Source organism: Haloferax sp. DFSO52, from assembly GCF_048158745.1.
Taxonomy (GTDB): domain Archaea; phylum Halobacteriota; class Halobacteria; order Halobacteriales; family Haloferacaceae; genus Haloferax.
In genome coordinates this window covers 20,619-45,482 of sequence record NZ_JBLOPB010000002.1, presented here as the reverse complement: position 1 = coordinate 45,482, position 24,864 = coordinate 20,619, and the positions used below count along the sequence as shown (strand labels likewise).

23 protein-coding genes are annotated in these 24,864 nt (G+C 59.6%); 14 read left to right on the top strand and 9 right to left on the bottom strand.

The genetic code is table 11. The features are described from left to right. Window positions 1–916: 916 nt before the first annotated feature. A complete protein-coding gene (locus tag ACK3SC_RS09895) occupies window positions 917–1,678 on the bottom strand; it encodes an IclR family transcriptional regulator (protein ID WP_416840014.1) in 762 nt (253 codons plus the stop codon). Between the two features lie 125 nt (window positions 1,679–1,803). On the opposite strand from ACK3SC_RS09895, the gene ACK3SC_RS09890 reads away from it, so the two are divergent. From ACK3SC_RS09890 to ACK3SC_RS09870, 5 genes are all read left to right on the top strand, one after another. Continuing rightward, window positions 1,804–2,910: an NAD(P)/FAD-dependent oxidoreductase gene (locus ACK3SC_RS09890; RefSeq protein ID WP_416840013.1), complete on the top strand. Its 1,107-nt coding sequence runs from the start codon at window positions 1,804–1,806 to the stop codon at window positions 2,908–2,910. A gap of 140 nt (window positions 2,911–3,050) precedes the next feature. After that, complete coding sequence (locus ACK3SC_RS09885; protein WP_416840012.1) at window positions 3,051–4,463, top strand: Na+/H+ antiporter NhaC family protein; 1,413 nt, start codon at window positions 3,051–3,053, stop codon at window positions 4,461–4,463. A 101-nt stretch (window positions 4,464–4,564) separates the two neighbouring features. Further along, on the top strand, window positions 4,565–5,698 hold the full coding sequence (gene solA, locus ACK3SC_RS09880) for an N-methyl-L-tryptophan oxidase (RefSeq protein ID WP_416840011.1): 1,134 nt from the start codon (window positions 4,565–4,567) through the stop codon (window positions 5,696–5,698). A 1,026-nt stretch (window positions 5,699–6,724) separates the two neighbouring features. Then, a complete protein-coding gene (locus ACK3SC_RS09875) occupies window positions 6,725–7,807 on the top strand; it encodes a TrmB family transcriptional regulator (protein WP_416840010.1) in 1,083 nt (360 codons plus the stop codon). A gap of 88 nt (window positions 7,808–7,895) precedes the next feature. Next, window positions 7,896–8,489 (top strand): class I SAM-dependent methyltransferase, encoded by a 594-nt coding sequence (locus ACK3SC_RS09870; RefSeq protein WP_416840009.1) that lies wholly within the window; start codon window positions 7,896–7,898, stop codon window positions 8,487–8,489. A gap of 28 nt (window positions 8,490–8,517) precedes the next feature. Here ACK3SC_RS09870 and ACK3SC_RS09865 read toward each other — a convergent pair whose 3' ends face one another. Then, window positions 8,518–9,453 carry an EamA family transporter gene (locus ACK3SC_RS09865; RefSeq protein WP_416840008.1) on the bottom strand — a complete coding sequence of 312 codons (936 nt, stop codon included), beginning with the start codon at window positions 9,451–9,453 and terminating at the stop codon, window positions 8,518–8,520. A gap of 131 nt (window positions 9,454–9,584) precedes the next feature. Here ACK3SC_RS09865 and ACK3SC_RS09860 point away from each other — a divergent pair, with 131 nt between their 5' ends. The 6 genes from ACK3SC_RS09860 to ACK3SC_RS09835 all read left to right on the top strand — a co-directional run bounded on the left by ACK3SC_RS09860 (window position 9,585) and on the right by ACK3SC_RS09835 (window position 14,194). Continuing rightward, window positions 9,585–9,917: a hypothetical protein gene (locus tag ACK3SC_RS09860; protein ID WP_416840007.1), complete on the top strand. Its 333-nt coding sequence runs from the start codon at window positions 9,585–9,587 to the stop codon at window positions 9,915–9,917. 75 nt (window positions 9,918–9,992) lie between these two features. After that, entirely contained in the window at window positions 9,993–10,676 is a 684-nt protein-coding gene (gene fer, locus ACK3SC_RS09855) for a ferredoxin Fer (protein ID WP_416840006.1), read from the top strand. A 101-nt stretch (window positions 10,677–10,777) separates the two neighbouring features. Further along, complete coding sequence (locus ACK3SC_RS09850) at window positions 10,778–11,368, top strand: TlpA family protein disulfide reductase (protein ID WP_416840005.1); 591 nt, start codon at window positions 10,778–10,780, stop codon at window positions 11,366–11,368. Further along, window positions 11,368–12,093 carry a cytochrome c biogenesis protein CcdA gene (locus ACK3SC_RS09845; RefSeq protein ID WP_416840004.1) on the top strand — a complete coding sequence of 242 codons (726 nt, stop codon included), beginning with the start codon at window positions 11,368–11,370 and terminating at the stop codon, window positions 12,091–12,093. The genes ACK3SC_RS09850 and ACK3SC_RS09845 overlap by 1 nt, the downstream gene beginning before the upstream one ends. Before the next feature lie 93 nt (window positions 12,094–12,186). Further along, window positions 12,187–13,659 (top strand): hypothetical protein, encoded by a 1,473-nt coding sequence (locus ACK3SC_RS09840; protein ID WP_416840003.1) that lies wholly within the window; start codon window positions 12,187–12,189, stop codon window positions 13,657–13,659. Window positions 13,660–13,720: 61 nt separating this feature from the next. Next, window positions 13,721–14,194: an FKBP-type peptidyl-prolyl cis-trans isomerase gene (locus tag ACK3SC_RS09835; RefSeq protein ID WP_416840002.1), complete on the top strand. Its 474-nt coding sequence runs from the start codon at window positions 13,721–13,723 to the stop codon at window positions 14,192–14,194. Between the two features lie 44 nt (window positions 14,195–14,238). Here ACK3SC_RS09835 and ACK3SC_RS09830 read toward each other — a convergent pair whose 3' ends face one another. From ACK3SC_RS09830 to ACK3SC_RS09805, 6 genes are all read right to left on the bottom strand, one after another. Further along, a complete protein-coding gene (locus ACK3SC_RS09830; RefSeq protein ID WP_416840001.1) occupies window positions 14,239–15,069 on the bottom strand; it encodes an ABC transporter ATP-binding protein in 831 nt (276 codons plus the stop codon). Further along, window positions 15,069–16,184, bottom strand: a complete 1,116-nt coding sequence (locus tag ACK3SC_RS09825; protein WP_416840000.1) for a FecCD family ABC transporter permease — start codon at window positions 16,182–16,184, stop codon at window positions 15,069–15,071. Before ACK3SC_RS09825 ends, ACK3SC_RS09830 begins: the two co-directional genes overlap by 1 nt. Then, complete coding sequence (locus ACK3SC_RS09820) at window positions 16,177–17,172, bottom strand: FAD-dependent oxidoreductase (RefSeq protein WP_416839999.1); 996 nt, start codon at window positions 17,170–17,172, stop codon at window positions 16,177–16,179. The genes ACK3SC_RS09825 and ACK3SC_RS09820 overlap by 8 nt, the downstream gene beginning before the upstream one ends. A gap of 3 nt (window positions 17,173–17,175) precedes the next feature. Next, complete coding sequence (locus ACK3SC_RS09815; RefSeq protein WP_416839998.1) at window positions 17,176–18,372, bottom strand: ABC transporter substrate-binding protein; 1,197 nt, start codon at window positions 18,370–18,372, stop codon at window positions 17,176–17,178. Window positions 18,373–18,586: 214 nt separating this feature from the next. After that, window positions 18,587–19,117 (bottom strand): TQO small subunit DoxD, encoded by a 531-nt coding sequence (locus tag ACK3SC_RS09810; protein ID WP_416839997.1) that lies wholly within the window; start codon window positions 19,115–19,117, stop codon window positions 18,587–18,589. Window positions 19,118–19,298: 181 nt separating this feature from the next. Continuing rightward, entirely contained in the window at window positions 19,299–19,544 is a 246-nt protein-coding gene (locus ACK3SC_RS09805) for a hypothetical protein (RefSeq protein ID WP_416839996.1), read from the bottom strand. Window positions 19,545–19,666: 122 nt separating this feature from the next. Here ACK3SC_RS09805 and ACK3SC_RS09800 point away from each other — a divergent pair, with 122 nt between their 5' ends. Then, window positions 19,667–20,317 carry a GNAT family N-acetyltransferase gene (locus ACK3SC_RS09800; RefSeq protein WP_416839995.1) on the top strand — a complete coding sequence of 217 codons (651 nt, stop codon included), beginning with the start codon at window positions 19,667–19,669 and terminating at the stop codon, window positions 20,315–20,317. A gap of 56 nt (window positions 20,318–20,373) precedes the next feature. Here ACK3SC_RS09800 and ACK3SC_RS09795 read toward each other — a convergent pair whose 3' ends face one another. Further along, on the bottom strand, window positions 20,374–21,165 hold the full coding sequence (locus tag ACK3SC_RS09795; RefSeq protein WP_416839994.1) for an IclR family transcriptional regulator: 792 nt from the start codon (window positions 21,163–21,165) through the stop codon (window positions 20,374–20,376). A 611-nt stretch (window positions 21,166–21,776) separates the two neighbouring features. Here ACK3SC_RS09795 and ACK3SC_RS09790 point away from each other — a divergent pair. Both ACK3SC_RS09790 and ACK3SC_RS09785 read left to right on the top strand, forming a co-directional pair. Next, on the top strand, window positions 21,777–23,522 hold the full coding sequence (locus ACK3SC_RS09790) for an ABC transporter substrate-binding protein (RefSeq protein ID WP_416839993.1): 1,746 nt from the start codon (window positions 21,777–21,779) through the stop codon (window positions 23,520–23,522). 110 nt (window positions 23,523–23,632) lie between these two features. Next, entirely contained in the window at window positions 23,633–24,778 is a 1,146-nt protein-coding gene (locus ACK3SC_RS09785) for a mandelate racemase/muconate lactonizing enzyme family protein (protein WP_416839992.1), read from the top strand. The last annotated feature ends 86 nt before the right edge of the window (window positions 24,779–24,864 follow it).

The window sequence follows — 24,864 nt, the reverse complement described above, 5'->3', positions numbered from 1 at the left end:
ACTGAATCTGGCATTCGGTTACCGAGATTCAGACACCCCAGATGAGTATGTCTGAAAACGTATCTATCAGGAAATTGTTTGGTAGACATAGAACAACACAATTTCTTACAGGACGTATATTACTGAAGAGCCATTTTCACGGACGCTACCACACGAAAATGGAAGTTCTGAGAGAGTGTCGTCTTAAATATAATGAATCAATCATGTGTTGCAAATCTCTACAGGGAGTCAAATAATATCCTTTCTGAACGGATGAGGAACGAGTAGTAGAGTATCTGAATTCGGCGAATACGATGAGTATGAGCCCTGAGAACCGAAAATCTCAGTTGGGAATCCAAGCGACCAATGAGTGGAGATCTCGATGAGAAGAGAGGACAACTGGGTGTGCGGGAAAGTTGGTGAGGTTCACCCTTGGGCCTGCGTTGATACACCTGAACTGAGATATCCATTACAGAAGTACGCTTGTCACAGTGAAGCGTTTCTCCGGCTCCCGTCGATAGACGGTTCTCCTGTCCCGCCGACGCAAGAACCGCTGCAAAACCGAAGGTCGAGGGTGGTGCTGGAGATCCGCCACCCAATGTTTGGCATCGACAAACGTACCGTGCTCGGTAGTATCGCAGTCGGCAGTGAGCGAATACAACAGACAGGTTCGCTCGTCGAGTGATTTCACAAAATGCCAGATTCGTCGTATCGAAACCGTTGCCACACTCGAAGAAGAAGACGCTGGGCAGGTGAAGGACGATTCACTGTCACTGCAGTCGTACGCAGAGACTGTCGAACAGGAACGATCGGAGACAAAGCATGACGCACGTAGACGTGTAATGAGATTCGATGGCAGACAAGATATTCGATGACAGACGACAGACCGTTTGCCAGTACCAAACAAGAGAGCCGTGTGTTCAGGGAATTTCGGTCATCACCCTTGCTCGATCTCGATCTGGTTTGCTGCACCTCTGACACTGACCGCCAGCTCCTCGATACTGGCGTCGTTCAAGCGTGAGGCGTGCCCACTCACGACGATTGCACCCATGAGTTCACCCGTGGTGTATTTCACCGCACAGGCGACCGACCGAGCACCCAGTACTTGCTCCTGGTCGTTCACAGCGTATCCCTGTTCACGGATTTGGTCGAGTTCTTCGCGAAGCACGTCAGGGTCGGTAATCGTCCGCGAAGTCATCGGCGCTAACTCCTCTGAGAGAATCGCTTCTCGACGTTCTTCGGGCATGTGTGCTACCATCGCTTTCCCGACAGCGGTCGCGTGAAGTAACGCAGTTCGGCCGATTGGGGTCACCGACTCGATCGCGTCGGGGCCACCACGACTCGCGTGTACGAAGTGAACTACCTGGTCTTCCTCGACGGCGAGATGGACGACTTCGCCTGTGGACTCTGCGAGCGAGTTCGCAACAGAGTATCCGTACCGGTAGAGGTCGAAGTTCTCCCGGACTCGGTTTCCGGTCGTGAGGAACCCAAGGCTTGCACGGTACTCGTCTCCATCTTGCGTGACGTAGCCGAGTCGAGACAGTGTCGAGAGGTGAGTGTGCACCGTCGTCTTCGAACAGCCGAGCGCGGTCGAGAGTTCGGTGACGCCAGCGCCGTCTCGTTCGAGGAGTTCGTCGACGAGAGCAAACGTCGTCTGGACCGATTTGATCGTGCGCGGTCCGGAATCCAGTGTACCCATAAACGTGGCTCCACGACCACGCCCATAACTGTTTGGCATCGACAAACACAGTTTCTCACAGCGGGAAGACACGTCGTCACCCTCCGTGAAAAACTTTTTAGCAAGACAGGAGTACAAGCATGGCAATGGACCCCATAGTGATTATCGGAGGAGGAATCATCGGCGCAAGTCTCGCCTACAATCTCCGAAATACCCCCCGCCCTGTCGTCCTGTACGAACGCAATGCACTCGGTTCCGGAACGTCGGCAGACTCCGTCGCACTCTTCGTCTGGCACCAGTCGACGCCGGACCGTTTGAGCCACAAACTCCGGTGTCGTTCGTGGGAGTACTACGAACCGCTCGTTGACGACGAAACGCTCAGTTACGAACAGATTGGGACGCTCGACGTTGCCAAGACAGCTGCGGAGGCAGCATCACTTCGGGAAGTTACAGAAACTATCGAAGCGTTCGGCGCTGAAGCGACCTTCCTCGAACCGGATTCCCTCTCGGAACACGGCCTCAATCCGGATGCCGTCACGGGAGCAATGTCCACTCCAGAAGACGGTTACATGGACCCATCAGAGATTATCCAGCACTACATCCGAGAGGCCACTGACGCGGGCGTCACCGTCGAAACACAGACTGCAGTGACCGACATCGTGACCGAAGACGGCCGTGTCACAGGTGTCGAGACCGAGATTGGAGACCATTCTGCTGCTACCGTCGTGAACACGGCAGGGCCGTGGGCCCACACTGTGAACGAGATGGTCGACGTGTCACTCCCGCTCCGACACAATCGTGGGCCGGTCGTCGTCCTTCAAAAAGACACCTCGTTCTCACTTCCATTCATCCAGTTTGGTGACGGGATGTACTTCCGTGGAGAGGGCCACAACCAGGCGTTCGCAGGAAATTTCGGCGCAAGGTACGAGAACGCCGAACTACTGAATCCGGCCGGTGCACGGTCTATCGACCACGACTTCTACCTCAGAATCGACGACCGTATCCAAGAGGCGATTCCGCGTCTCGAAGGCGTCGAACTCGCCAACGAGTGGGTCGGTGTACGGACGCTCACACCGGATGGTGTCCCAATCGTTGGTAAAACAGACGTCTCGGGCTTCTACGTCGGTGCAGGCATGAACGGTATCGGCGTCACGTTGGCACCGGCAATTGGGGAGTATCTGGCCGACGTAATCGAGGGCGATAGCGTCGATTCGGACGTACAATCGTACCTGTCCCCGGCGCGTTTCTCCTGACGACACCACCGACGTGGATGTCCTCGTCGAGAGCGCAGGGTTCTCGTCGAGAACACTGGGACGTGACCGCCCGTGTGGCGTTACACAGGGCCATGGCAGACAGTAACATTGATATACCATTACTATAATGGTTTTTCCGTATGTTCGAAGGCACAGCCTTATCGTTACTACCAGTTGCAGTGGCATTGGCGCTCGCATTCAAAACGAGAAACGCGGTGTTCTCGCTCTTCATCGGTTCTGTCGTCGGAGTCATGATGCTCGGGAGCGACCCCTTCACGGGAACCGCTCAGTTGTTCCAAGACGCCCTCGGAAGTGGGTGGTTCATCTGGGTCATCATGATTCAGGTGTTCGTGGGGATACTCATCGCGTATTTCATGTTCGCGGGGGTGACCGAACGATTCGCCGAACTCGTCTCAGAACGCGTCGAATCCGACCGAGGCGCACAGGGGATGACGTGGGTTCTCGGCGTTCTCGTGTTTTTCAGCGACTACTTCAGTCCGCTCCTGTCCGGACCAGTCATGCGGCCAGTCACGGACGAACACGACGTATCACGTGAGAAACTCGCGTACATTCTCGACTCGACGAGTGCCGCCGTGCCGACGCTCATCCCTATCAGTGGCTGGGCAGTCTTCATCGCGGGCCTCATCGCCGAGCAAGGAAACGTTGCGAACCAGACTGTCGCACTCGACGTCTTCGTGAACTCCATCCTGTACAACTTCTACGGCGTCCTCTCCATCGCACTGGCAGGCCTCATCGCCGCCGGCATCGTCTCCGACTTCGGACCGATGAAGAAAGCCGAAAGCCGGGCACGAAACACCGGGAAGGTGCTCCGCGAGGGAGCCAACCCGCTCGTTGGCGTCGAAATCGAGGATATCGACCCGAAGGAAGGCAAGCGTGCGAGCATCGTGCTCCATCTCTTCGTTCCGGTTCTCATCATCCTCGGAATCAGCATCGGGACGTTCGTCGTCCTGCAGAGCGTCAAAATTCTCGCCGCATTCATGGCCGCGACTGCGTACCTCGCCATCGTGATGTACGCCCAGGGATACTTCGACGACGTCACCCACCTCGTCGACATCTCCACGGACGGTATCAAGGGTGTGTTCCCAGCGATGATGGTTCTCGGACTCGCGTACATGATCAACGAAATCACCGGGCAACTCGGCGCACCTGACTTCGTCATCGCCGCGACGCAGGGCTGGCTAACGCCCGCGTTGCTGCTGTTCATCACGTTCGTCACCGGCGCGGCCATCTCGTTCTTCAGCGGGACCTCGTGGGGGACCTACGGCATCATGATTCCAATCATCGTCCCGATCGCGTTCAGCATGAACGGCGGTACCTTCGGACCTGTCCTGTACGCCGCAGTCGCAGCAGTCGTCGGTGGTGGCCTGTTCGGTGACCACTGCTCGCCGCTTTCCGACACCAGCATCCTGTCGTCGTTCGGTGCAGCATCCGACCACATGGACCACGTTCGAACGCAACTTCCGTACGCAGTCGCCGCCGGGGGAATCACTGCAGTTGGGTACGCCGTGGTCGGCGTCCTCATCGCACCGTAACCGACACTGTTCTCTCTGTTTTCATCAAGGCCATCGAGCGAGGCGAACCAACGTGAGACAAATACTAACACTTATTTTACACTGCCCTCAGTTGGTTGGTGATGGCTGGGACCTCGTACGAAACAATCGTCGTCGGTGTTGGTGGCATGGGGAGTGCAGCGACCTACCAATTGGCCAAGCGAGGGGTCGAGGTCCTCGGGCTAGAGCGCTACGACGTTCCACACACGCGCGGGTCGTCGCACGGGGATACACGGATATTCCGACTGACCCAGCCCGAACATCCAGAGTACGTGCCACTCGCAAAACGGGCGCACGAACTCTGGCGGACGCTCGAGTCAGAATCCGGAACGAATCTCCTCACGACGACAGGGTCAGTCCACGCCGGACCCGACGGTGGCGACATGGTCGAAGACGCAGTCACGTCGTGTGAAGCACACGACGTCGACCACGAGGTGTTGACAGGGAGAGAACTCAACGAGCGGTTCCCCGGCTACAATCTTCCGGAGAAACACCGAGGTGTCTACCAACCGGACGGTGGCTTTCTGGCGTGTGAGCGAGCAACCGCGACGCACGTGAAACAGGCGTTCCAACACGGTGCAACGATTCGCGCCCGCGAAGCCGTAGAGAACGTCGACATCAAAGAACACAGCGTCACCGTCACGACGACCCGGGACACCTACACTGCAGACAATCTCGTCTTCGCCGCGGGTGCGTGGGCTGGAAAGCACCTCGACTTCCTCTCCGATGTGCTAACACCGCAACGTCGCGTCCTTGCGTGGTTCCAACCCTCTGAACCGGAGCACTTCCGCCCGGAGAACTTCCCAGTGTTCAGTGCCGACGTCCCAGAGGGGAATTTCTATGGCTTCCCCGTGTTCGAGCGACCCGGTTTCAAAATCGGGAGGACCCCCGAAACTCCAGAAGCGATAGACCCCAGCGACTGGAACGACGAACCCACACTCGACGACGAGGCACGCCTCCGACCGTTGGTCGAGAAACACTTCCCCGACGCGGCGGGCGAGACGGTCCGGCTAGCCACCTGTATCGTCACCTACTCACACGACGGCCACTTCTATCTCGACACCCACCCCGAGTATCCACACGTCTCGGTCGCTGCTGGATTTACTGGCCACGGGTACAAGTTCTGCAGCGTCGTTGGCGAGGTGCTGGCCGACTTCGTGACCACGGGAGCCACCGAGAACCCAATCAGTGTCCACCAATTTGACGGTCGTCTGTAGTCACGCGGCCTCGATTTCGTCGACGTCGTGTCGCCCAGAGTCCGTGCCAAGGTGTAACGTCCAACACAGTTAGAGAAAATTATATTTGACTGGTTCGAGAATCCCGTTTTGTCTCTGGTAACAGAGAACGATGAGCCATTGAGTACGCCCACGACACTCGTCAAACATGTGGTGGCTACACGTGCGAGTTGTCAGTCCGTAGGCGGGTAACTCGAGGAGAGAATTCAAACACACATCTGCCCCTCGGTGAGGAGAACACCGTCCATCCGAGTCGACCAGTCGATGCAAACTGGACGGTGTTCGCACCTCACCAGGTTTTGACACCGATGAGCGAGTGCTCTGTGTCGATTCGTCGCTTCGACACCACGTGGCGTTTCGAACGGCAGTTGTTGTGAACGGACCCCCACTAACACAGTCCAGTCTGTGACCGTCCGGAGCGCATCTCCGTGCTTCTACAACCCAAACACCAAACAATCATAATTCTGATAATAACGAGTTCATATATTATTCCGTATGTTTTGAACACGATGAGTACAGAGTGTGGAGCAGATAACACACAGGCGGTGTGTTCCGTTACGCTGAGCGTCTAAAACACAGATACTGGTCGGAAACATCGACCATAGCCGCAACAGCGACGAATCTCTCCCTACAGATTAGAAGACGGGCAAATCACGCAGACGAACGAGTATCGATTTCAGTAGTCAAACTCACAAACGGCCGAATGAGGGGCCAGAAAAACAATATAGCCAGTGGTCGGTACTGCTGCCTCACCATTTTGTCGAGCGTCTGATCTCGATGTACCCGGTCCGAAACTTCATTGTCAGAGACATCGTGTCCAATATATCAAACTTCTATGTGTGGCAGAAATGCGTAATTTCGAGTGTTTTGAGTAGACTGGTCTCGACCGAAGACCACCGCTGGCCTCATCGCAACAGCCCCCGAACCACTCATTCAGAAGAGAACGCGTCAGTGACTGCCGGCGCTCCGTGACGAAGGTTCATGTGCTATTATGGAGAGAGTGTCATCATGGACCGCGACACGCTCGCGCAGGCACTGGAGTACGCGGACCTCACGTCGTACCAGGCCGACGCCTACCTCACACTCCTGGAGATGGGCACGTCGCCCGCAATCGAAGTCGGGCGCAAGAGTTCCGTCCCCGTCTCGCAAGTGTACGACGTGCTTCGGAGTCTGGAGTCGAAAGGCTACGTCGAAACGATTGACCGAGAGAAACTCTACGTCCGGCCGTGCGACCCCGAGAGCGCGATGGCCGACCTCGAGACCCGAGGCGAACTGCTCCACGACGCGGCAGAAGAAGTACGTGAACGGTATCGGACTCCAGAACGAATCGATGCCCGAATCGGCGTCACGAAGCGTGTCGAGACAGCAGTCGAAAACGCGCAGACACTCATCGACGACGCCCAGACCGTCGTCGAAGTCGCGGGAACGGCCGAGCAACTGCACACCCTCTCTCCGGCGCTTCGGACAGCGCAAAGCCGTGGTGTCGTCGTCCGTGCGACCGTCTACATCGACGAGGGAGACCGACCAGAACTGGGGTTCGACCCAACTGGCGTCTTCTCAGAGATTCGGGCGTGCACCATCCCCGGGCCGTTTCTCGTCGTCATCGACCGCCACCGAACGTGTTTCGCACCGAACACGCGCTCAGACGAAGAGTACGGGGTTCTCATCAACGGCCGAATCCTTCCGTTCGTGTTCCACTGGTACTACCTCACCTGTCTGTGGAACCTCTCTCCGACCATATACGTCGACGACGAAGACAGGTTTACCTACGTCACGATGGAGGAGTTGATTCGGGACTGTCTGCCCCTCTGGGAGGAAGGCTACGAACTCGACGTTGTCGTCGAAGGAATCGACCTGGAAACCGAGACAGAGACCTCGTTGGAAGGAACGGTCGTCGACGTCTCGTTCCTCGGTGATGAGCAGAAACCACCTCGGTTAGCGCTCTCCGACCTCGGGTCGTACAAGAACATCACACTCCAAACAGACGACAGAACCGTCGTCGTCGGAGGGTGGGGTGCGGTCTTCGAAGAGATAGAGATGCGGACGATTACACTGGTCGATATCGACCTCGGTGAGTCGGTAGTTCCCTGAACTGAGTGACGGTGCGACCCCGAACATCTCAACAAGCCCCGTTCAGGAGAACACAGTCATTATCTAATCTCACAGACGACTGTCCCGCATGGGCGCGTTTCAGAACACGAGACAACCGGACTGGGATTGGTGGGGCCGACTGTGGCCGACGCCGGGCGAGACGCTCCGTCGTCTCGGCGTGACGCCGGAGAAGACGCTGGCCGAAGTCGCCAGCGGAAACGGTTACTTCGCGCTTCCAGCGGCGAGAATCATCGACCCGAACCCCGTCTACGCGCTCGATATCGAGCAGTCGGTTCTCGACGAACTCGACCATCTTGCCGAGCAACAGGCCATCGAGAACGTCGTCACGCTCCGGGGCGACGCTCGGAACCTCTCGACACTCCTCCCCGAACCCGTCGATATCGTCCTCATCGCAAACACGTTCCACGGTGTCGACGACAAACCGTCCCTCGTTCGAGAGGTGTCCGACTCGCTCTCCGACGACGGCGAGTTCGTCGTCGTCAACTGGCACGACCTGCCGTCCGAATCGACACCAGTCATGGGCGAGCCACGCGGGCCACCGACCGAATTACGACTGTCGCCCGAGGAAACGAAAGCGGTCGTGTCGGACGCGGCGGACGTGAACTGCATTGAACGCGTCGAGTTGCTACCCTACCATTACGCGCTCCGATTCACGCGATAAGGCCGGTTCCCCCGGACAAAATCTGATTTTACACCCCAAGACCCGTGAGTCCCCGAACGAGTGCGGGCCCACCAGTCACGAGGGCGGCACCGACGACGACGAGGATGACACCGACGACCACACCGCGAGTAACGCGTTCGAGGTTGCCAAGCCAGAGCCACGAGAAGACGACGGTAAAGAGCGGGGCCGTGGCGACGAGCGGGTCGACGACGGCGATTCGGCCTTCGGGTGCTGCAAGCGCAGTGAACATCGAGAGGAGTGCGACGGCAGTGATGAGACCGCTCACGGCAAAGACGAGGTAGGACCGGCGGGGGCGGCCGAGGACGCGGTTCTTCCCGACGATGGCGACGTACGCACCGAGTGCAATCAGTGCGGCGAACTCGTTGATAGCCACCGCTTCGAGTGGCGTGGCTTCGGCGGCCGAGAGCCCCCACCGACGCGCCACGTTGCCAGCGGCGAACAGACCGGCGGCGGCGAGCGGAATCAACAAGTCCCGACTCGACCAGCCACTGAGGTCACCACCTCTCGAAAGTGAGAGGACGCCCAGTCCGACGACGATAACGACGATCCCGACGGCCGTCGGAACAGAGAGAGGTTCACCGATGAATCCGACCGCGAGCGCCGTCGCGAACAACGGGCGAGCGCTGACGACGGCGCTGGAGATACTCGCGCCAACCCGTGCGTTGCCGGCGAAGATAGCGATTCGACCCAGTGCTGTGCCGACGGCACCAGCAGCAGCAAACACGGCAAGTGTTCCGAGCGTAATCCCGCTGAACGGGTCGTCCTGAAAGAGGGCCAGTGCGACGAGATACACCGCCGAATCGACGACGACGACGGTGACTGCCGCCTGAAGCGGTGTTCCACCGTCAGACAGTGCCCGCTTCTCGATGACGGGCGTGAACCCCCACATCACTGCGGGTGCAAAGGCGAGAAGAAGAACAGAAAGTGGGGCCGAGAGGTCCATACGATTGCTCCGCGACACACCAGTATATATTCCGTGAAAGGAATCGACGGAGTGGCGCGACGGATTTTCAATAACCTGGAGACCGAGAGGGACGAACGAGTTCCATGTCCGGCAGTCGGAGTCAGGAGTCGATGAGAACAGTACGCTCCAGTGTTAACCACTTCGGGCGCTGGCACGTCGTTGCTGGATGTATCGTGCTCTGTGGCCTCGCGCTATCGACGTGGGCAGCAAGCAACGCATTCAGATTGGGCGAGCGTCCAGTGACGATTCTCCCGTTTCCATCGATTCTGTTGTCGTTCGGCGTGTGGGGGCTCGTCACTGCACGACTCGTCGCCGTCGGAGTCGTCTGGGCCATCGTCAGGAACGTCGCGCCACACTACAGGATACATGCTGTCGCCGGAACCGGATTCGTGTGGCTTCTCTGGGGAATCTGGCAGACGTGGGTGCTGTTGGCGCTGACCTGACGACCACATCGAGAGTCTGCACGAAGCCGACCTGCGGGCGTGGGTTTATGCTCTCGAATTCCTACTAGCCCGATTGTGGACACCCCGTTTGAAGTCCTCCAAATCGACGTGGACGCGGACGAAGCGGACGTCATCGAGGCGTACCGCCGGCGCGTGAAAGAAGCCCACCCCGACCACGGTGGGTCGGTCGACGAGTTCCAACTGGTTCGCGCCGCGTACGAAGAGATTCGCACCAACTACTCGCTCGGACAACACGGCATCGAACGCCGACACCCCGATGGCTCACGAAACGGTTCGACTGACGACGCTCGTGGCGACGCCGATTCCCGACCGGTCGGGACACGCGTCGAGTTTCTCAACTACGACGTCATCGCCGACTATCCGTGGCAACTCACCGACGACGACCTCTTCGAGAAGGCGGCAGACGCAAACCTCGACCCCGAAGATTACGGAACGGTGGTCGTCGAACCACGAACCTGTCTCCTCGACGCGGCCGAAGACGATGGCCACCGGTGGCCCTATGCGTGTCGCGGCGGTGCGTGTGCGAACTGCGCCGTCGCCGTCGTCGAAGGTGAGATGGAGATGCCCGCGAATCACATCCTCTCGTCTGAGATGATGGAGTTCGGAATTCGACTCTCCTGTATCAGTACCCCGACTACTGACGACGTGAAAGTCGTCTACAACATCGAACATCTCCCCGGACTGGACGAACTCCGATTGCCGTCCCAGCAAGCGCGACGTATGCGGACGAACGAGTGAGTTCCGACGAACCACCGCTCGATTGCAGTCCATCTATCGGTTGTGCACTAGCTATACCCTACCGCGGTCGAGTTATTCTCTGGAGGACTCCTTACAAGACAATGACTTCTGGACAGACTCGCCGAGGATTTCTCCGTCTCGCTGGTGTTGGGAGCGTCGGGCTTGCTGGCTGTCTCGGTGGCGGACAGAGCGGCGACGGGGAACCGACCGACCAACCGGCCGAATCGACCGACGAAGGGAGTGGCGGTGACGCAGCAGACGGTCGCGTCTGGTACACCACGGAACTCACCGACGTTCGGACAGGCGAGACGTTCACGATCGAGCAACTCACCGACCGTCCCGTCCTCGTGGAGACGTTCGCAGTGTGGTGTTCGAACTGCCTCAGTCAACAAAAAGAGATGATCAACTTCCACGAGGCCGTCGGTGACGACGTCCTGACCGTCGCACTCGACATCGACCCCAACGAGGACGCCGAGAAGGTTCGCGAACACGCAGACCGTCACGGATTCGACTGGCGCTACGCCCTGTCACCCGAGTCGGTGACGAAGAGTCTCACCGACGAGTTCGGGTCGTCGATGGCGAGCGCGCCAACCGTCCCGATGCTCCGTGTCTGTCCCGACGGGACGGCGACCCGAATCAAAAACGGGTTCAAATCGACCGACTATCTGCGCGAACAGGTCGACGAGTGTTGATGGACCTCGCGCCACGACTACTCGAACTCTTCATCCTCGGCGTCGGCACGCCGTTGACCGCAGCGTGTGCGTTACCGTTGTATCCCGGGTTTCTCGCCTATCTCGCCCGGCAGAGCACCCGCGAATCCGGCGGCAAGCAGGGCCTCCCCATCGCCGTCCTCGGTGGACTGGTCACACTGGGTGCCGTCTCGTTCATGCTCGCAGTGGGTGTCATCTTCTCGCTCGTTCTCGAAATCTCGCTCACCGCAGTCGTCGAAATCGTCTCACCCATCGCGTTCGGCGTCCTGTTCGTCGTGAGTCTCGCCCTCCTCGCGGACGCGAAGGTTTTCGCTCGTATCCCGACCATCCAACCCCCGGAAACGCGGTACCCCGCGCTTTCGGCGTTCTCGTACGGCTTTTTCTTCGGCGCAATCGTCCTCCCGTGTAATCCGGGGTTCATCGCGCTGTTCTTCGCGCGAGTTCCCGTCCTCTTCGACACCGCCGCCGAGAGTTTGCTCGGATTCCTCGCGTTCGGCCTCGGTATCGGTGCGCCGTTGCTGGCCTTCTCGCTCGTCTCCGAACGGTACAGCAGACGGGTGACCCGCTGGTTCGCCCGTCACACCACCGCCATCAATCGCGTGACGGGTGCGGTCATGCTCGTCGTCAGCGTCTACTATCTGCTCGTCGTCTTCGACGTTCTCGGTATCGCACGTCAGCTCGATTCGGTCTCCAGCGCGGTGTTCTAACTGGGGGGAGGTGGCAGTCTGGTCCGGGTGGAATCGTCAATTCACCCGTAAAAGTAGCTATGATGGTTGCGGGGGAGAGACCAGACAGAACCTATGGTATCCGGTGGTCCGGCGAGTCGGCGACGAGCGGGTCTCGTCTCTCATCTCGAACGCCTCGACCCACAGGCCGCGCTCTCGTTCGTCGCGGACGTGTGGCGCGCCCGTGGATTCGAGACGGTCGTCGATTCGAACGTCGTTATCGCGAGACGACACGGGCAGACGACCGTTCTCGCCCCCGTCTGTGGTCGGTGGATTCGAGGGTTGTCACAGCAGTTCCATCCGGGTGGTGATGGGGATATCGACGTGGTAGTCTCACTCGGAAACGACCGCCGCGGACACGCGCTCGCGAGAACTCACCGCGCTCGTCACATCGATTCGACTGCACTCGTCGAGATGCTTCTGTACGCACTCGAACGACCCGAAGCGGAGAGACTCTGTGAGCGTCACTTTGGCGCACGCATCGACGACCTTCCACCACCACTTCGGACCCGGACGCGCCAGCGTCTCGACCGGTTCGAAGAACGGGTCAGCCGCATCACTCCGCCACCTTCTCGCGTCGTCGCAGTTCTCCTCGTCTTCGTGCTCGTCGTGAGCGGTGGGGCAATGAGTTCGGGTCTCATCGACTCACCGTTCGCCGAGACGACGTACACGAGCGTCGGGACGACCGGTGACTCGGCGGCCACAGCCGGTGCACAACCGACCGTCGAACCGTACGAGCAACCGACGCGTGCGACATCGACGAACGAGTCGACGACTGCCTCCAGTACGCAACCGCCGATGTTCGTCGGGGGCGTAGCGCGAGGGGAACTCGAACCAGTCGAACCCGGAGAATTGGCTTCTGTGCCGGGTGTCACGGAGACCGGAATCACGAACCTGTCTGCACTCAGCGAAGCACACGATGCAACCCTCTCGAACCAGTCGTACACACTGTGGTTGGATACGTATCGCCCGCGAGACGACGACCCGAATTCGACTCGCGTCCAGTACGACACGGACGTCGCCGTCTCTGGAGACTCATATCTCGTCGCCGAGAGCACCGAAACAGGCCGAACGCGTGCACGCTTGCGGACGGTGAACTACGACGGCAGCGACTGGTACGTCATCGAGCACCAAAACGGGAGTCAGCAAACACGCAGAATCGATGGCGAGACCGGCACACCACCGCTCCAGTTCGAACCCCGACAGCTCAACTCGTTGCTCGTCCGCCAGTATCTCTCGACACAAACGACGAACGTGACCGGGAAAGTTCGCGTCGGCAACACCACGTACTACCGAGTCGAAGGCAGTGGCCGCCAGTCTTCCAGTTGGGTCGAACCGATTCGAGACTATCAGTTTGTCGCGTACGTGGACGACCGTGGGATGGTCTCCGACGTGACGGTGACATACCGCCTCCTCACCGACGATGGCGACTACAACGTTCGGTTCGAGTGGACCTATGGACACCTCGGTTCGACGTTCGTGAGCCGACCATCGTGGGCCCCGCAGACCGAGACGAGTGACGACGAGCAACCGTCGATGTGGCTGTGACGACGCCAGGTCGGTCACGTCGATGGCGATATTTAACCGGGCTCTCACCTGAACTGTCGGTATGACCATCGAGTCGGGAGACCACGTCGCCATCGACTACGTCGGTCGATTCGAGGACGGAACCGTCTTCAACACGTCGCGGTACGATGTCGCGGTCGAACACGGCCTCTTCGACGCACAGGAACGAGGGCGTGAAGACTACAGGCCGCAGTCGTTCGTCGTCGGTGCAGGTGAGATAATCGAGGGACTCGACGAGGCAGTCGTCGGAATGACCGTCGGCGAGGGGGCGACTGTGACCGTCCCGCCGGAGGACGCCTACGGCGAGTTCGACGACGAACGCGTCCGAACGTACGACGCCGAGACGTTCGAGCAGATGGTCGGCGACGAACCCGACGTCGGCCTCCACGTCCACGCAGAAAACGGCCTCCACGGCGACGTGGTCGCCGTCCGCGACGAGGCGGTCGAGGTCGACTTCAATCACGAACTCGCCGGCAAGACACTGGTGTTCGACATCGAAATCGTCGCCGTGGAGTGAGGACAGAGCGAGAGCGGTCTCACATTCTCGACCCACAGAATGACTCAATCGAGCGCCCGGTGAGGTGAGATGTGAGGCCCCGTGGGGCTTTCGCTGTCCACGTCGGCGTCGACCCGGAAGACATCCGCCAGCAGTTCCTCGGTGACGACATCCCGCGGCGGTCCCCAGTCGTACGGCGTCCCGTCTTTCATCGCGACGAGGTTGTCTGCGAACCGTGCCGCTTGCCCAATGTCGTGGAGCACGATGCCGATAGTTATCTCCGCGTCGCGGTTGAGGGTTCGGACCACCTCCATCACGCGGAGTTGGTGGTGTAAGTCGAGATACGTGGTGGGTTCGTCGAGTAACAGCACGTCCGTCTCCTGTGCGAGCACCATCGCAATCCACGCGAGTTGTTTCTGTCCACCACTCAGATTGCCGATGTCCTGCGTTCGGATGTCTTCGACGCCGGCTAACTCGATGGCCCGGTCGATGGCGGTGCGGTCTTCGTCGGTGATAGAGTCGAAGAACCCACGGTGGGGATATCGGCCGTGCGAGACGAGGTCTTCGACGGTGAGAGTCGCCGGCGACTCATTCTCTTGCGAGAGGAGTCCAAGCCGTCTCGCGAGTTCCTTCGAGTCGAACGACTGAACTTGCTGTCCATCGAGCAGCACACGCCCTCGTTCGGGAGTGTGCTGCTTCGCCATCGCCTTCAGCAGCGTACTCTTTCCACTCCCGTTCGGGCCGACGAGCGCCGTCACCTCTCCAGCGGGGATGACGACGTGCTCGCACTCGACGACCGGTTCGTCGGTCGTCGGATAGCCGATGGCGAGGTCTTCGCCAACGAGTTCACTCGCGTTCGCTCCGCCGGTCGCTGGGGAGGCCCGCTCGTCGCCCATCAGATATCACCCATCGCGTCCTGCTTGCGCATCAAGTAGAGGAAGTACGGACCACCGACCAGGCCGGTGACGATACCGACCGGAATCTGAACCGGGCTCAGTGCGAGACGTGCGCCGACGTCGGCGGCGACCATCAGCGCCGGGCCGGCGAAGAGACACCCGACGACGAGTCTCTTGTACTCGCTGCCGACGATGTTCCGGACCATGTGCGGGACGATGAGGCCGACGAAGCCGACGATGCCCGCGACGGCGATGCTCGCAGCGGCCGCGAGGACTGCGACACCAGAGAGGCCGAATCGGACCTTCTCGACGTCCATGCCGAGCGAACTCGCCGTGTTCTCACCCAAGAGCAAGAGGTTCAATTGCCGCGAACCGACGAATGCCAACAGCATCGCCACGACGGTCCACGGAAGCGCCATCCGAACCTGTTCCCAGTCGGTTCCGGTGAGCGAGCCAGTCGTCCACGCGATTGCGCTCTGGACGACGCCGATGTCGTCGGCGAAGAAGAACAACGCCGTCTGGAGACTCCCGAACACCGTCCCGACGATGACTCCGGCGAGGACGAGTCGAACCGGTGAGGTCCCGTTCTTCCACGCGATTGCGTAGACGGTGAGGAACGCGACTGCTCCACCGAGCGAGGCGACGAGCGGCAAGAACGTCGAGAGCCCGGAAAAAACCACGAGCGTGAGGAGAATCGCGAGACCTGCCCCTGAGGAGACGCCGAGGATGAACGGACTCGCGAGTTCGTTCCGTGTGACCGCCTGAAAGATCGCTCCGGAGACGGCGAGGTTCATCCCCACGAAGATGGCGACGAACACGCGCGGGAGTCGGATGTTCCAGACGATGAGGGTCTGTTTGTGCAGTTCTGGAATCTCGCCCCCGAACAAGAACGCGTTCCACGCCTGTGGGTTCAGAACCACGGCTGGGTCGAACACTGCTCGCCACGCCTCGAAGATGCTCATGGAGAACGACCCGAAACTCACCTGCAACAGCCCTCCGAAGAGGACGACGAGTGTACTCCCGAGACAGAGCGTGACCAGCGAACTATCGACCCAGTCGACGACGCGCCGGACTACCGACGCACCCTCCCGTGACGTTCCGGTCGCCTCACTCATCGCACGGGGCCTCCCTGTTCGCATCTGTCGACTCCCCTCGTTTGCGACCATCGAGGTAGTCGCGGAGCGTCTCGTCTGACACAGCGTCGAGAACACGGTCGGTCCCAATCACTTCGACGAGGCGCTGTACGCCCCGCATTTCGGCGGCCGCAATCTCGTCGTCACTGCGTCGCGTCGCGAACGCCCGGTCGAGGTAGGTCTCGCGAAGTTCGGTGAGGTGGTCGTCGTCGATGTCGACTTCCACGTCAGCGGGAACCTGGCTGTCGAACCACTCGCGCCAGCGGTCGCGGTCGGCCCACTCGCCCTGAAATTCGCTGTCCGGGCGAAGCCAGTCGTAGTGTGCCGCGAGGACATCACCGGGGAATCCCTGCTCACGGCGGTGGTCAGAGAGGAGACAGCGAGCGACGTGGGCACCCTGTCCGGCCGCGATTCCGACCTGCGCGTTTCGGTCACCCGTCGGGGCGGCGACGTACAACCCCTCGACCGGCGTTCGGCCGTCGTCGTCGGGATACGACGAGTCGAACTGTTCGTGCGACTCGCCATGGTGGTCGTGGTGGTCGAACATCGCGTCGTCGTCGTCCAGTCCACGGAGATGGTCGCCGTCGTACCACGCCGCGGCGACGACGTACTCGGTGACGACACGGCGACCGTCCTGTGTGTAGACGACGAATTCACCCGCATCGGCGTCGGTGTCGGCGTCGTCGACGTCGGCGACGCACTCGACCGACTCGACCATGTCGGCGACGTAGGCCGCACCCGCCGCTGTGACGTGGTCGTGCATCAGCGACGTGAACGTCTCGACACCGATACCCGCAGGGAATCCGAGATAGTTCTCCAGATAGGCACACCGACGGAACGCCGCGTTGCCGCGGTCGAAGACGATGGTGTCGAGACCGTAGCGAGCAGTGAAGACGGCCGCGGCACACCCTGAAGGACCTCCGCCAACGACGACCACGTCGACTGTCGACAGCTCCCCTGTGTCGCTCATCGGTCAGATGTCACCAGCGACGATGTCAGCAACACGTTCTGGGTCGTAGAGTTGTGCTTCGACGCCGTAGAGTTCCTCGGCGGTGCGTTGTGTGAGCACGAAGTTCGTGATGGGACCCTGATAGAGGCCGCCTGCGCGGTACACGTCGTCGTTTTTGACCGCAGTGAGTGCACTCGCAGTGTCGTCGTTCTTCAGGAAGTCGATGACAGTGCTCTCGAACTCTTCGCGGGACTTCGCCTCGTAGCCACGGAGCATGAGCACCTCGGGGTCGACTTCGAGGAGCGTCTCCATGTCGATAGCCGCGCGACTGCCGTGGAAGTCTTTCACGTCGGAGTCGGCGAGCGCGTCTTTCACGCCGAGGTCGCGGAGGTGTTTGAACCCGGTTCCACCACCGATGATGTAGGGGTAGAACGTCTCGGGTTCGTCGCCGACACCCCAGAGGACGGCCGCTTCCGGGCGGTCACCCTCCGCAGGAACGACCGACTGGAGATTCGATTGGAACTCCTCGTGGAGCGCAGTGAACGCCTCATAGCGCCCGGTGCGCTGGAAGACCTGCGCGAGTTTCTCGAATCCTTCGTAGAGCGTGTAGTAGCGGTAGTCCTCGTGCCACGGGTAGTGCTGGGCGTAGATGCAGTTCCCGAATATCGGGGCGATGTTCTCGTCGACTTCTCCGACGTCGGCCTGCTCCCATCCCTTGAAGCGGTTCAGCAGGAAGTTCGGGTCCATGACGTGCACGTCGGCGTCAAGTTCGTAGAACAACTCCTTGCTGACGCCGTCCTGGTAGAGCGAGACCATGTCGCTCTTGTCGACCGACAGTCCCGGGATATCGTCGTAATACTGGGTGTGGTACCGGCTGGTGAGCCAGACGCCCTTCGGCGGTTCGAGGCCGAGAGCAATGCCCATATCCGCCCAACTGCCATTGTTGGCGACCCACGACTCGGGAACAGAGTCGAACTCGACAGCGCCGACAGGCGCTATCGAGACGCTGTACGACCCATCCTCCTCCGCGGACTCGGTCGCAGTGTCGGGTGCAGTCGTCGTCTCCGAGTCGACCTGCGCAGTCGTGGTGGCCGTCTCCGTCTGCTCAGCGCCACTCTGCCCGGTACACCCGGCGAGTAAGCCACCGGCCGCGATTGCACCAGCACCCTTGAGAATCGACCGCCGCGTCGAATTGCGCGAACTATTTCCGTCTTCGCTCATGAAGTTTAGGCGAGCCTAATCCAATAAACCACTTTCGGAATTTAGGCGCGCCTAAAACTAATCGACGACTGTCGCCGGCAAGTCGAACAAAGGTCGACCCTCGGCCGAACGGACGTTCTCAGGTCGTCGCCATCGTCGTGGGTGCCGCGAGCAGTCGTCACGTCCGGCAAAAAAGTCGCGTCGTCGCGTTCGGTCGTCGCCGTCGTGAGCCCCCTCAGCCGAGGAGGTACCGTAGTTTGGGATGTTGCTTCACGAGGTCCGTCTCCTCGATGTAGGTGTCGAGGCCGAGGATGCGCCCCGTCGCGAGCGTCCCGGCGATGACGAACAGCAGGAGGCCGAAGAGGTCACCGTTGACCAGGCCGTGGCCCCACGCCGCGTTGCCGAGGTAGAAGAACGTCATGAGGAACGCTCCTCCGAAGGCGGCGAGACGGGTGAGTGCCCCGACGAGGAGGCCAAGCCCGATGAGCGTCTCGGCGAGCGGAATCATGAAGTTCGTGAATCCGAGCATCCACGGCGTCTGGCCTGCCCACGCGAGGAAGCCGTGAATTGGCGAGCCACCGGTCGCGTTCACGAGCCACCCTGCCGCGTTGAACGGTTCAGCCGCCATGTACTTTCCGACCCCTGCGTGGAGGAACCAGTACCCCGTGATAATCCGGGTGAGCACCAGCACGTAGCCGGTCACGCTCTCGGAGTAGTCGAACTCGAGCCGGTTCCCCAGCATCTCGATTTGTCCGGTTGCAGCCATCGTCTGTCACCTCACATGTGAGACGTGGCACCGGAGAGAGGTATAAATCCAGACCGATTTTCGAATCCATGGAACTGGGAATCGTCGAAAACGAGCGACTGGGTGCCCAAACCGCCGAGAGTGACCGTTTCGACCGGGAGAACGGACCACGCACCCGAGAGGAGAGACATATAAACACCACTCAGCGGCTGAGGACCGCCCGGTACCGACCGACCAGCGAAGCGACTAACCGGCGCTCGACGGGAGCGACTCCCATCGCCCGGATAGCGAGCGCGTACACGACGAGACCGAACGTGGTGCCGACCACGATGGCGAGCATCCCGGTGAGCACCGACTTGACACCGTGGGCGACGCGCTCTAACGCGTCTTCGAGGCGCTTCTCCACGGCGTCGGCCTCCTGCGGGGAGTCGGGCGAATCGACGGACACGAACACATCGCCGGGGAGACAGACCATAAGTCACGCGAATGGACGGCGACCGGGTGAGTGGACGACTGCCAGAAACACGACGACCGGACAGTCTCAAGAGGCCACCACGCGTATCGGGTCGTATGGACGTGGCTGCTGGCGACGGTGACGGTGGCACTGCCGGGGACGGGAACGGCACCTTCTGGGACCCGAGCCAATGCACGGGCACACCGTACTGTCCGCCACGCTGTCCGCGATTTATCGACAAATACGGTGACGGACTCGTCATCCGCCCATACGCCCCAGACGATTGGGAACCACTGAACGAGATGTACCGCGACTACGCGATTGAACACCGGTCGATGGGCATCCCTCCGATTGGCGACAAACACAGAGAAGAATGGCTCTCGGCCCTCGTCGAACGCGGGCGAAACTTCGTCGCCGTCGGTGACGGGCGAGTCGTCGGCCACATCACGTACACTCCGCGAGACGACCCAGAACCAGAACTCGCCGTCTTCGTCCACCAGGACAGCCACAACAGGGGAATCGGAACCGAACTCTGCCGCCACGCCATCGCTGACGCTGCCGAGTCGGGACACGAGGCGCTCCTGCTCTACGTCGCCAAAGAGAATCGACGCGCGATTCACGTCTATCTGGGTCTCGGGTTCGAGGTGGTTGCATCGGAGAGTACGGATACGAAGATGCGATTGGTACTCGACCAGTCAGTTATGGCGGAGACTCGAACGACACCGGAACCAGACGAGAATCCCCATGTGGGCGAGGTAGAGAACTGACGGCGACGCGAGTTACACCGTGGCGATGGTCGAGCGTCATCGGTCGACGAGTGAAGTCAGAGCTGCGGATACATCTGCCCAGTTTCGAGACTGACTTCGATGACGTTTGCTGCACCCATCACTTTCTCCGGGATAGAGTCGTGGAATGCTTCGTCTTTGATTCTGCTTATAGGGCCTGAGACGCTTATCGAGCCGAGGACTGAGCTGTGGGAGTCGAGGATCGGTGCGCCGACAGCACGTGCACCGCGAATCTCCTCTTCGTCGTTGAGGGCGTATCCCTGTTGACGAACCGTCTCCAACTCCTCGAACAGCGCTTCTTTCGTCGTAATCGTGTTCTCGGTGAACGCCGGCAGTCCCTGCGCGTCGATGATTTCGTGGACTCGTTCTTCTGGAAGGTGGGCAAGAATCGCTTTTCCCGTCGAGCTCGCGTGTAGTGGGTCTCGCAACTCGAACTTTCGGACGTGATACTCGTCGGCGATTCCCTTCTTCCCCTGTATCTTCACCAGATAGACGCCGGTTCCGAACTCTTCGACCATCAGATGGGCGTACTCACCAACTTCAGTGGTGAGTTTCTCGAGTTCGGGCTTGGCAGCGTTGTAGAGGTCTGTTCTGTTCCGACTGTACATTCCGTAGTTGAAGAACAGATAGCTGAGTCGGTACTGGTCACCGTCTTTGACCACGAACTCCTGTTTTCGGAGCGTCGCGAGGTGGTTGTAAACCGCACCTTTCGACAGACCGAGGTAGTTCGCCAGTTCGGTGACTCCGGCACCGTCTTTCTCGACGAGTGCGTCGATAATCGTACAGGTCGTCTCGACCGTCTTCAGCGTTCTTGGTTCGGTATCCCCCATCGTCGGTCTCTCCATCTGGGGTAATGTGAGTTAATTGTTTGCATGCTGCAAACCGCTTTCTCAGTGGACGAACGGTAAACTGGTGAGATAGACCCCCGAAACCGTGGGTTTTCGAGCGTTTCAGCGGTGTTTGCAGCGTGGACGCGTCGAAAACGTCGTCACTGGGCGTGGACACAGACTGAGTGAGAAACATTCTCACTGTCGTCGCCGAATTACTGCCACATTCGACCAATTCTTCATCATTATTCTGGACACCCACAGAAAGTAGTGAATTTGTGCTGACAAAAGGTTTCGAAGTGTGTGAAACCCAACAAACCCAAACAATAGCGCCGCTCGAACCAAAGTACAGAGTTAGAAAGTCCGCATAAAAATAGTATATAAAGGGTGGTAATTGGCAATTTTCTGTTTGTGAACTGCAAACAGTTATGACAGGGTTTAGAGCGTACCAATAATGCCGAATTCCACCGATAGAGGCCACAATAAGCGATAATTCACTAGTATATAATCGTGTGAACGCATTCTTATTACATATAAATCCACCTCTACATACCACCCTCCAAACAATAACTATAAATAATGGTCATCGTATTGTGAGAGTGGAACCTGATAACATGGACCGACGTGAATTCCTAACATACGGCGGAATCGGTCTCGGAGGGATCGTCCTCGGAGGGGGTGCTGCCCAGATCGGCAGCGATGGTGGCTCGTCAGCGTCATCGTCGAACGGTGGCAACGCTTCGTCCGCAACGAGCGGCGAACCTGGAGACCCACTCCCCGACCGTTCGATTCTGACTGCGACCGCGAAGTTCGACCCGCTTCGCCCACAGATTGCAAAGATCATCTCGGAAGAGATGAAGAACATCGGCGTGAATTTCGAGCCAAACCTACTCAGATACCAGAAGAACGCCGACAAAGTCATCCAGGAGGAGCCAGACTACGACATGTGGCTCGTTCGAATCTCGTCGTCTCCGGCGCGAATCGAGCCGAGTTTCCACACGTCCAACTTCTACGGGTCGTGGTCACAGCACAACCAGGGATGGAACTGGATGGGGTTCGAGGACGACGAAGTCGACTTCCTCTGTAACCTCCAAGGCGGCGAGCTAAACAAGAGCCAACGGCAACAAATCGTCTACCAACTCCAGGAGACACTTCGCGAGGAGTCGCCTGCGGCGCAGATTGCTCACCCGCAGTTACTCCAGTTCTATCGGAGCGACAACGTCGAGTTCGAAGGCCCGTTCACGCCCGGGGAGGGACTGAACTCGTTTTGGGCCAAGGTGAACGCGAAACCGAAAGGGCGAAGCGAGATTCGAGAGGCGTGGACGAGCCCAGTCGACAAGCTGAACCCCATCGCGATCACCGACGTGCTGGACCTGTGGTTCGCCCGCCTCATCTACAGCAGACTCCTGCGTGTGAGTCCGGACGGCGTGCCCGAACCGTACGAGTCGAAAGAACTGAACGTCATCAGCCCGACGGAGATCGAAATCGTCCTCGACGAGAACCTGACGTGGCACGACGGCGACCCCGTCACTGCCGAAGACGTCAAGTTCACGTTCGAACTCTACAAGCGCGCACAGGCACCGTACTACAACGCGTCGCTCCAGAAACTCGACGAAGTTACCATCGAAGACGACACCCACGTCCGCTTCCATCTCACTGAGCCAACTGCCTCGTTCACCCACTCGGCACTCGCCGGTGTGATGCTCCTGAAGAAAGAAAAGTGGGAGACCATCGAGGCCGAAAGCGAGTCGCTCCTCAAGTACCAGGTCGAAGACCCAGTCGGGAGTGGGCCGTTCAAATTCGACAGTTGGAACCGCGGTGGGAAGCTCATCCTCAGCCGCAACGAGGACTTCGTGCCAGAGCCACCGAAGATCGAGAAGATAATTCGGACCAACCGCGATAGCGTCGAACTCGCGATGAAAGCGACCGAACAGAACGAAAACGACGTCGTCTCGTACTCTGTCACGCCGAACCTGTTCGACCGCGCCAGCCAGAAAGACAACATCGAGACGAACACAGCGCTATCTGTCGGATACTACGGGCTGTTCTTCAACTGCGACCGTGCGCCCTTTACCGACCCTGAGTTCCGTCGTGCGATACAACACATCATCCCACGGGAGCGAATCGTCGAAGGCGTGTTCAGCGGGAAGGCGACTCCCGGAACGAGTATCATCTCGCCGGGGAACAAGTTCTGGAACAATCCAGACGTCAAGCCGTACGAATACGACCCTGAGAAGGCCAAACAGATTCTCAGAGACGCTGGCTACACGTGGGACGACGACGGGACGGTCCGGTTCCCCGCCGGGATGGTCGGTGTCCCATCCGAAGAGGAGGTCACGATCCCAGTCCCAGACAAATAACCATCCCCGACCAGTCACGGATATCCGTGCCAGCGGTTCGCGCACCCACGTGAACCACGCCCCTTTCACAGACATACCATACACCCAAACACAGACCCAGTCGAACCCCAATGCGAACCCCAACAACCCAGGCAAAAACTGTCCGAGTCTATCGGTGTCAACTCCCGCTGAGTACGCCGTACCAACTATCGAGCGTGCTCGGTGAACTCACGTACACCGAACCGGTCATCGTCGAAATCGAGACTACAGACGGCCACCGAGGATACGGTGAAACCGACCCGTTCGTTCCGTTCACCCAGCAGAGCGCTCGGTCCGTCACCACGCTCCTCGACGAGTTCCTCGGCGACGCACTCGCCGGTGTGGACGTGACCAACCCGAACCAACTTCACCACCGACTCGACGCCGTCTTCGGGCCGAACAATCACCTCGTGAAGTCGGCCATCGACATGGCGTGTTACGACCTGCTTGGAACCGTCACTGGACGACCCACGTCGGATTTTCTCGGCGGACGCGTGCACGACGAAATCGATGTCCTCCAACCGATTGGGAACGTCCCGGCCGACGAGTGTGCCCGCAAGACGCGGGCGCTCGAAGCCGACGGATTCACCACGTTCATGCTCAAGACGGGGTATTTTTCGACAGACGAAGACCTCGAACGACTTCGCGCGATTCGCGATGCGACCGGCGACGAGACGGACATCATCGTCGACGCGAATCAGGGGTGGGACGTCCGGACTGCCATCGACTTCGCCGAGCGGGCAGTCGACTACGACGTCGCGTTTTTAGAACAACCGGTCCCGGCCGACGACATCGACGGACTCAGCCGAGTCCGCGAGGCGTCGCCAATTCCAGTATCGGCAGACGAGAGCCTGTTCTCGGTTCGTGACGCTCGAACCCTCATCGAGGCAGACGCCGTCGACATCTTCAGCGTCAAAGTCGCCAAACACGGCGGTCTCCACGAGGCCAAGCGAATCGTGGACCTCGCAGAGGCGTTCGGCGTCTCGTGCTACATGAACAGCATGATAGAAGCCGGGTTCACGCAGGCTGCGAGCCTGCAACTCGGGGCGTCGACCAGTTCGCTCGTCGACGTCGGACACGCGTACATGTCCCCGCTCCGACTCGGCGAGACGCTGACCGACTTCGACCAGCAGATATCCGGTGGGTCGATCACGCCGAGAGACGCTCCCGGCCTCGGCGTCTCGCCGACGACGGATCTCTCGTCGTTTGCACAGGAGGTGTTCGAGATTGAGATATAGAACGCAGCGACCAACGAGACGAGCGCCGCAGTCGAGATTCGTCGACCGCAGTGTACCCCACAGAGAAACAGGAACGATGAACCACA

Bases quoted from the DNA above. Each gene is read 5' to 3' on its own strand.
- ACK3SC_RS09895 (WP_416840014.1), bottom strand. From the start codon at position 1,678: ATGGGTACACTGGATTCCGGACCGCGCACGATCAAATCGGTCCAGACG.
- ACK3SC_RS09890 (WP_416840013.1), top strand. From the start codon at position 1,804: ATGGACCCCATAGTGATTATCGGAGGAGGAATCATCGGCGCAAGTCTC.
- ACK3SC_RS09885 (WP_416840012.1), top strand. From the start codon at position 3,051: ATGTTCGAAGGCACAGCCTTATCGTTACTACCAGTTGCAGTGGCATTG.
- solA (WP_416840011.1), top strand. From the start codon at position 4,565: ATGGCTGGGACCTCGTACGAAACAATCGTCGTCGGTGTTGGTGGCATG.
- ACK3SC_RS09875 (WP_416840010.1), top strand. From the start codon at position 6,725: ATGGACCGCGACACGCTCGCGCAGGCACTGGAGTACGCGGACCTCACG.
- ACK3SC_RS09870 (WP_416840009.1), top strand. From the start codon at position 7,896: ATGGGCGCGTTTCAGAACACGAGACAACCGGACTGGGATTGGTGGGGC.
- ACK3SC_RS09865 (WP_416840008.1), bottom strand. From the start codon at position 9,453: ATGGACCTCTCGGCCCCACTTTCTGTTCTTCTTCTCGCCTTTGCACCC.
- ACK3SC_RS09860 (WP_416840007.1), top strand. From the start codon at position 9,585: ATGAGAACAGTACGCTCCAGTGTTAACCACTTCGGGCGCTGGCACGTC.
- ACK3SC_RS09850 (WP_416840005.1), top strand. From the start codon at position 10,778: ATGACTTCTGGACAGACTCGCCGAGGATTTCTCCGTCTCGCTGGTGTT.
- ACK3SC_RS09845 (WP_416840004.1), top strand. From the start codon at position 11,368: ATGGACCTCGCGCCACGACTACTCGAACTCTTCATCCTCGGCGTCGGC.
- ACK3SC_RS09840 (WP_416840003.1), top strand. From the start codon at position 12,187: ATGGTATCCGGTGGTCCGGCGAGTCGGCGACGAGCGGGTCTCGTCTCT.
- ACK3SC_RS09835 (WP_416840002.1), top strand. From the start codon at position 13,721: ATGACCATCGAGTCGGGAGACCACGTCGCCATCGACTACGTCGGTCGA.
- ACK3SC_RS09830 (WP_416840001.1), bottom strand. From the start codon at position 15,069: ATGGGCGACGAGCGGGCCTCCCCAGCGACCGGCGGAGCGAACGCGAGT.
- ACK3SC_RS09825 (WP_416840000.1), bottom strand. From the start codon at position 16,184: ATGAGTGAGGCGACCGGAACGTCACGGGAGGGTGCGTCGGTAGTCCGG.
- ACK3SC_RS09820 (WP_416839999.1), bottom strand. From the start codon at position 17,172: ATGAGCGACACAGGGGAGCTGTCGACAGTCGACGTGGTCGTCGTTGGC.
- ACK3SC_RS09815 (WP_416839998.1), bottom strand. From the start codon at position 18,372: ATGAGCGAAGACGGAAATAGTTCGCGCAATTCGACGCGGCGGTCGATT.
- ACK3SC_RS09810 (WP_416839997.1), bottom strand. From the start codon at position 19,117: ATGGCTGCAACCGGACAAATCGAGATGCTGGGGAACCGGCTCGAGTTC.
- ACK3SC_RS09800 (WP_416839995.1), top strand. From the start codon at position 19,667: ATGGACGTGGCTGCTGGCGACGGTGACGGTGGCACTGCCGGGGACGGG.
- ACK3SC_RS09795 (WP_416839994.1), bottom strand. From the start codon at position 21,165: ATGGGGGATACCGAACCAAGAACGCTGAAGACGGTCGAGACGACCTGT.
- ACK3SC_RS09790 (WP_416839993.1), top strand. From the start codon at position 21,777: ATGGACCGACGTGAATTCCTAACATACGGCGGAATCGGTCTCGGAGGG.
- ACK3SC_RS09785 (WP_416839992.1), top strand. From the start codon at position 23,633: ATGCGAACCCCAACAACCCAGGCAAAAACTGTCCGAGTCTATCGGTGT.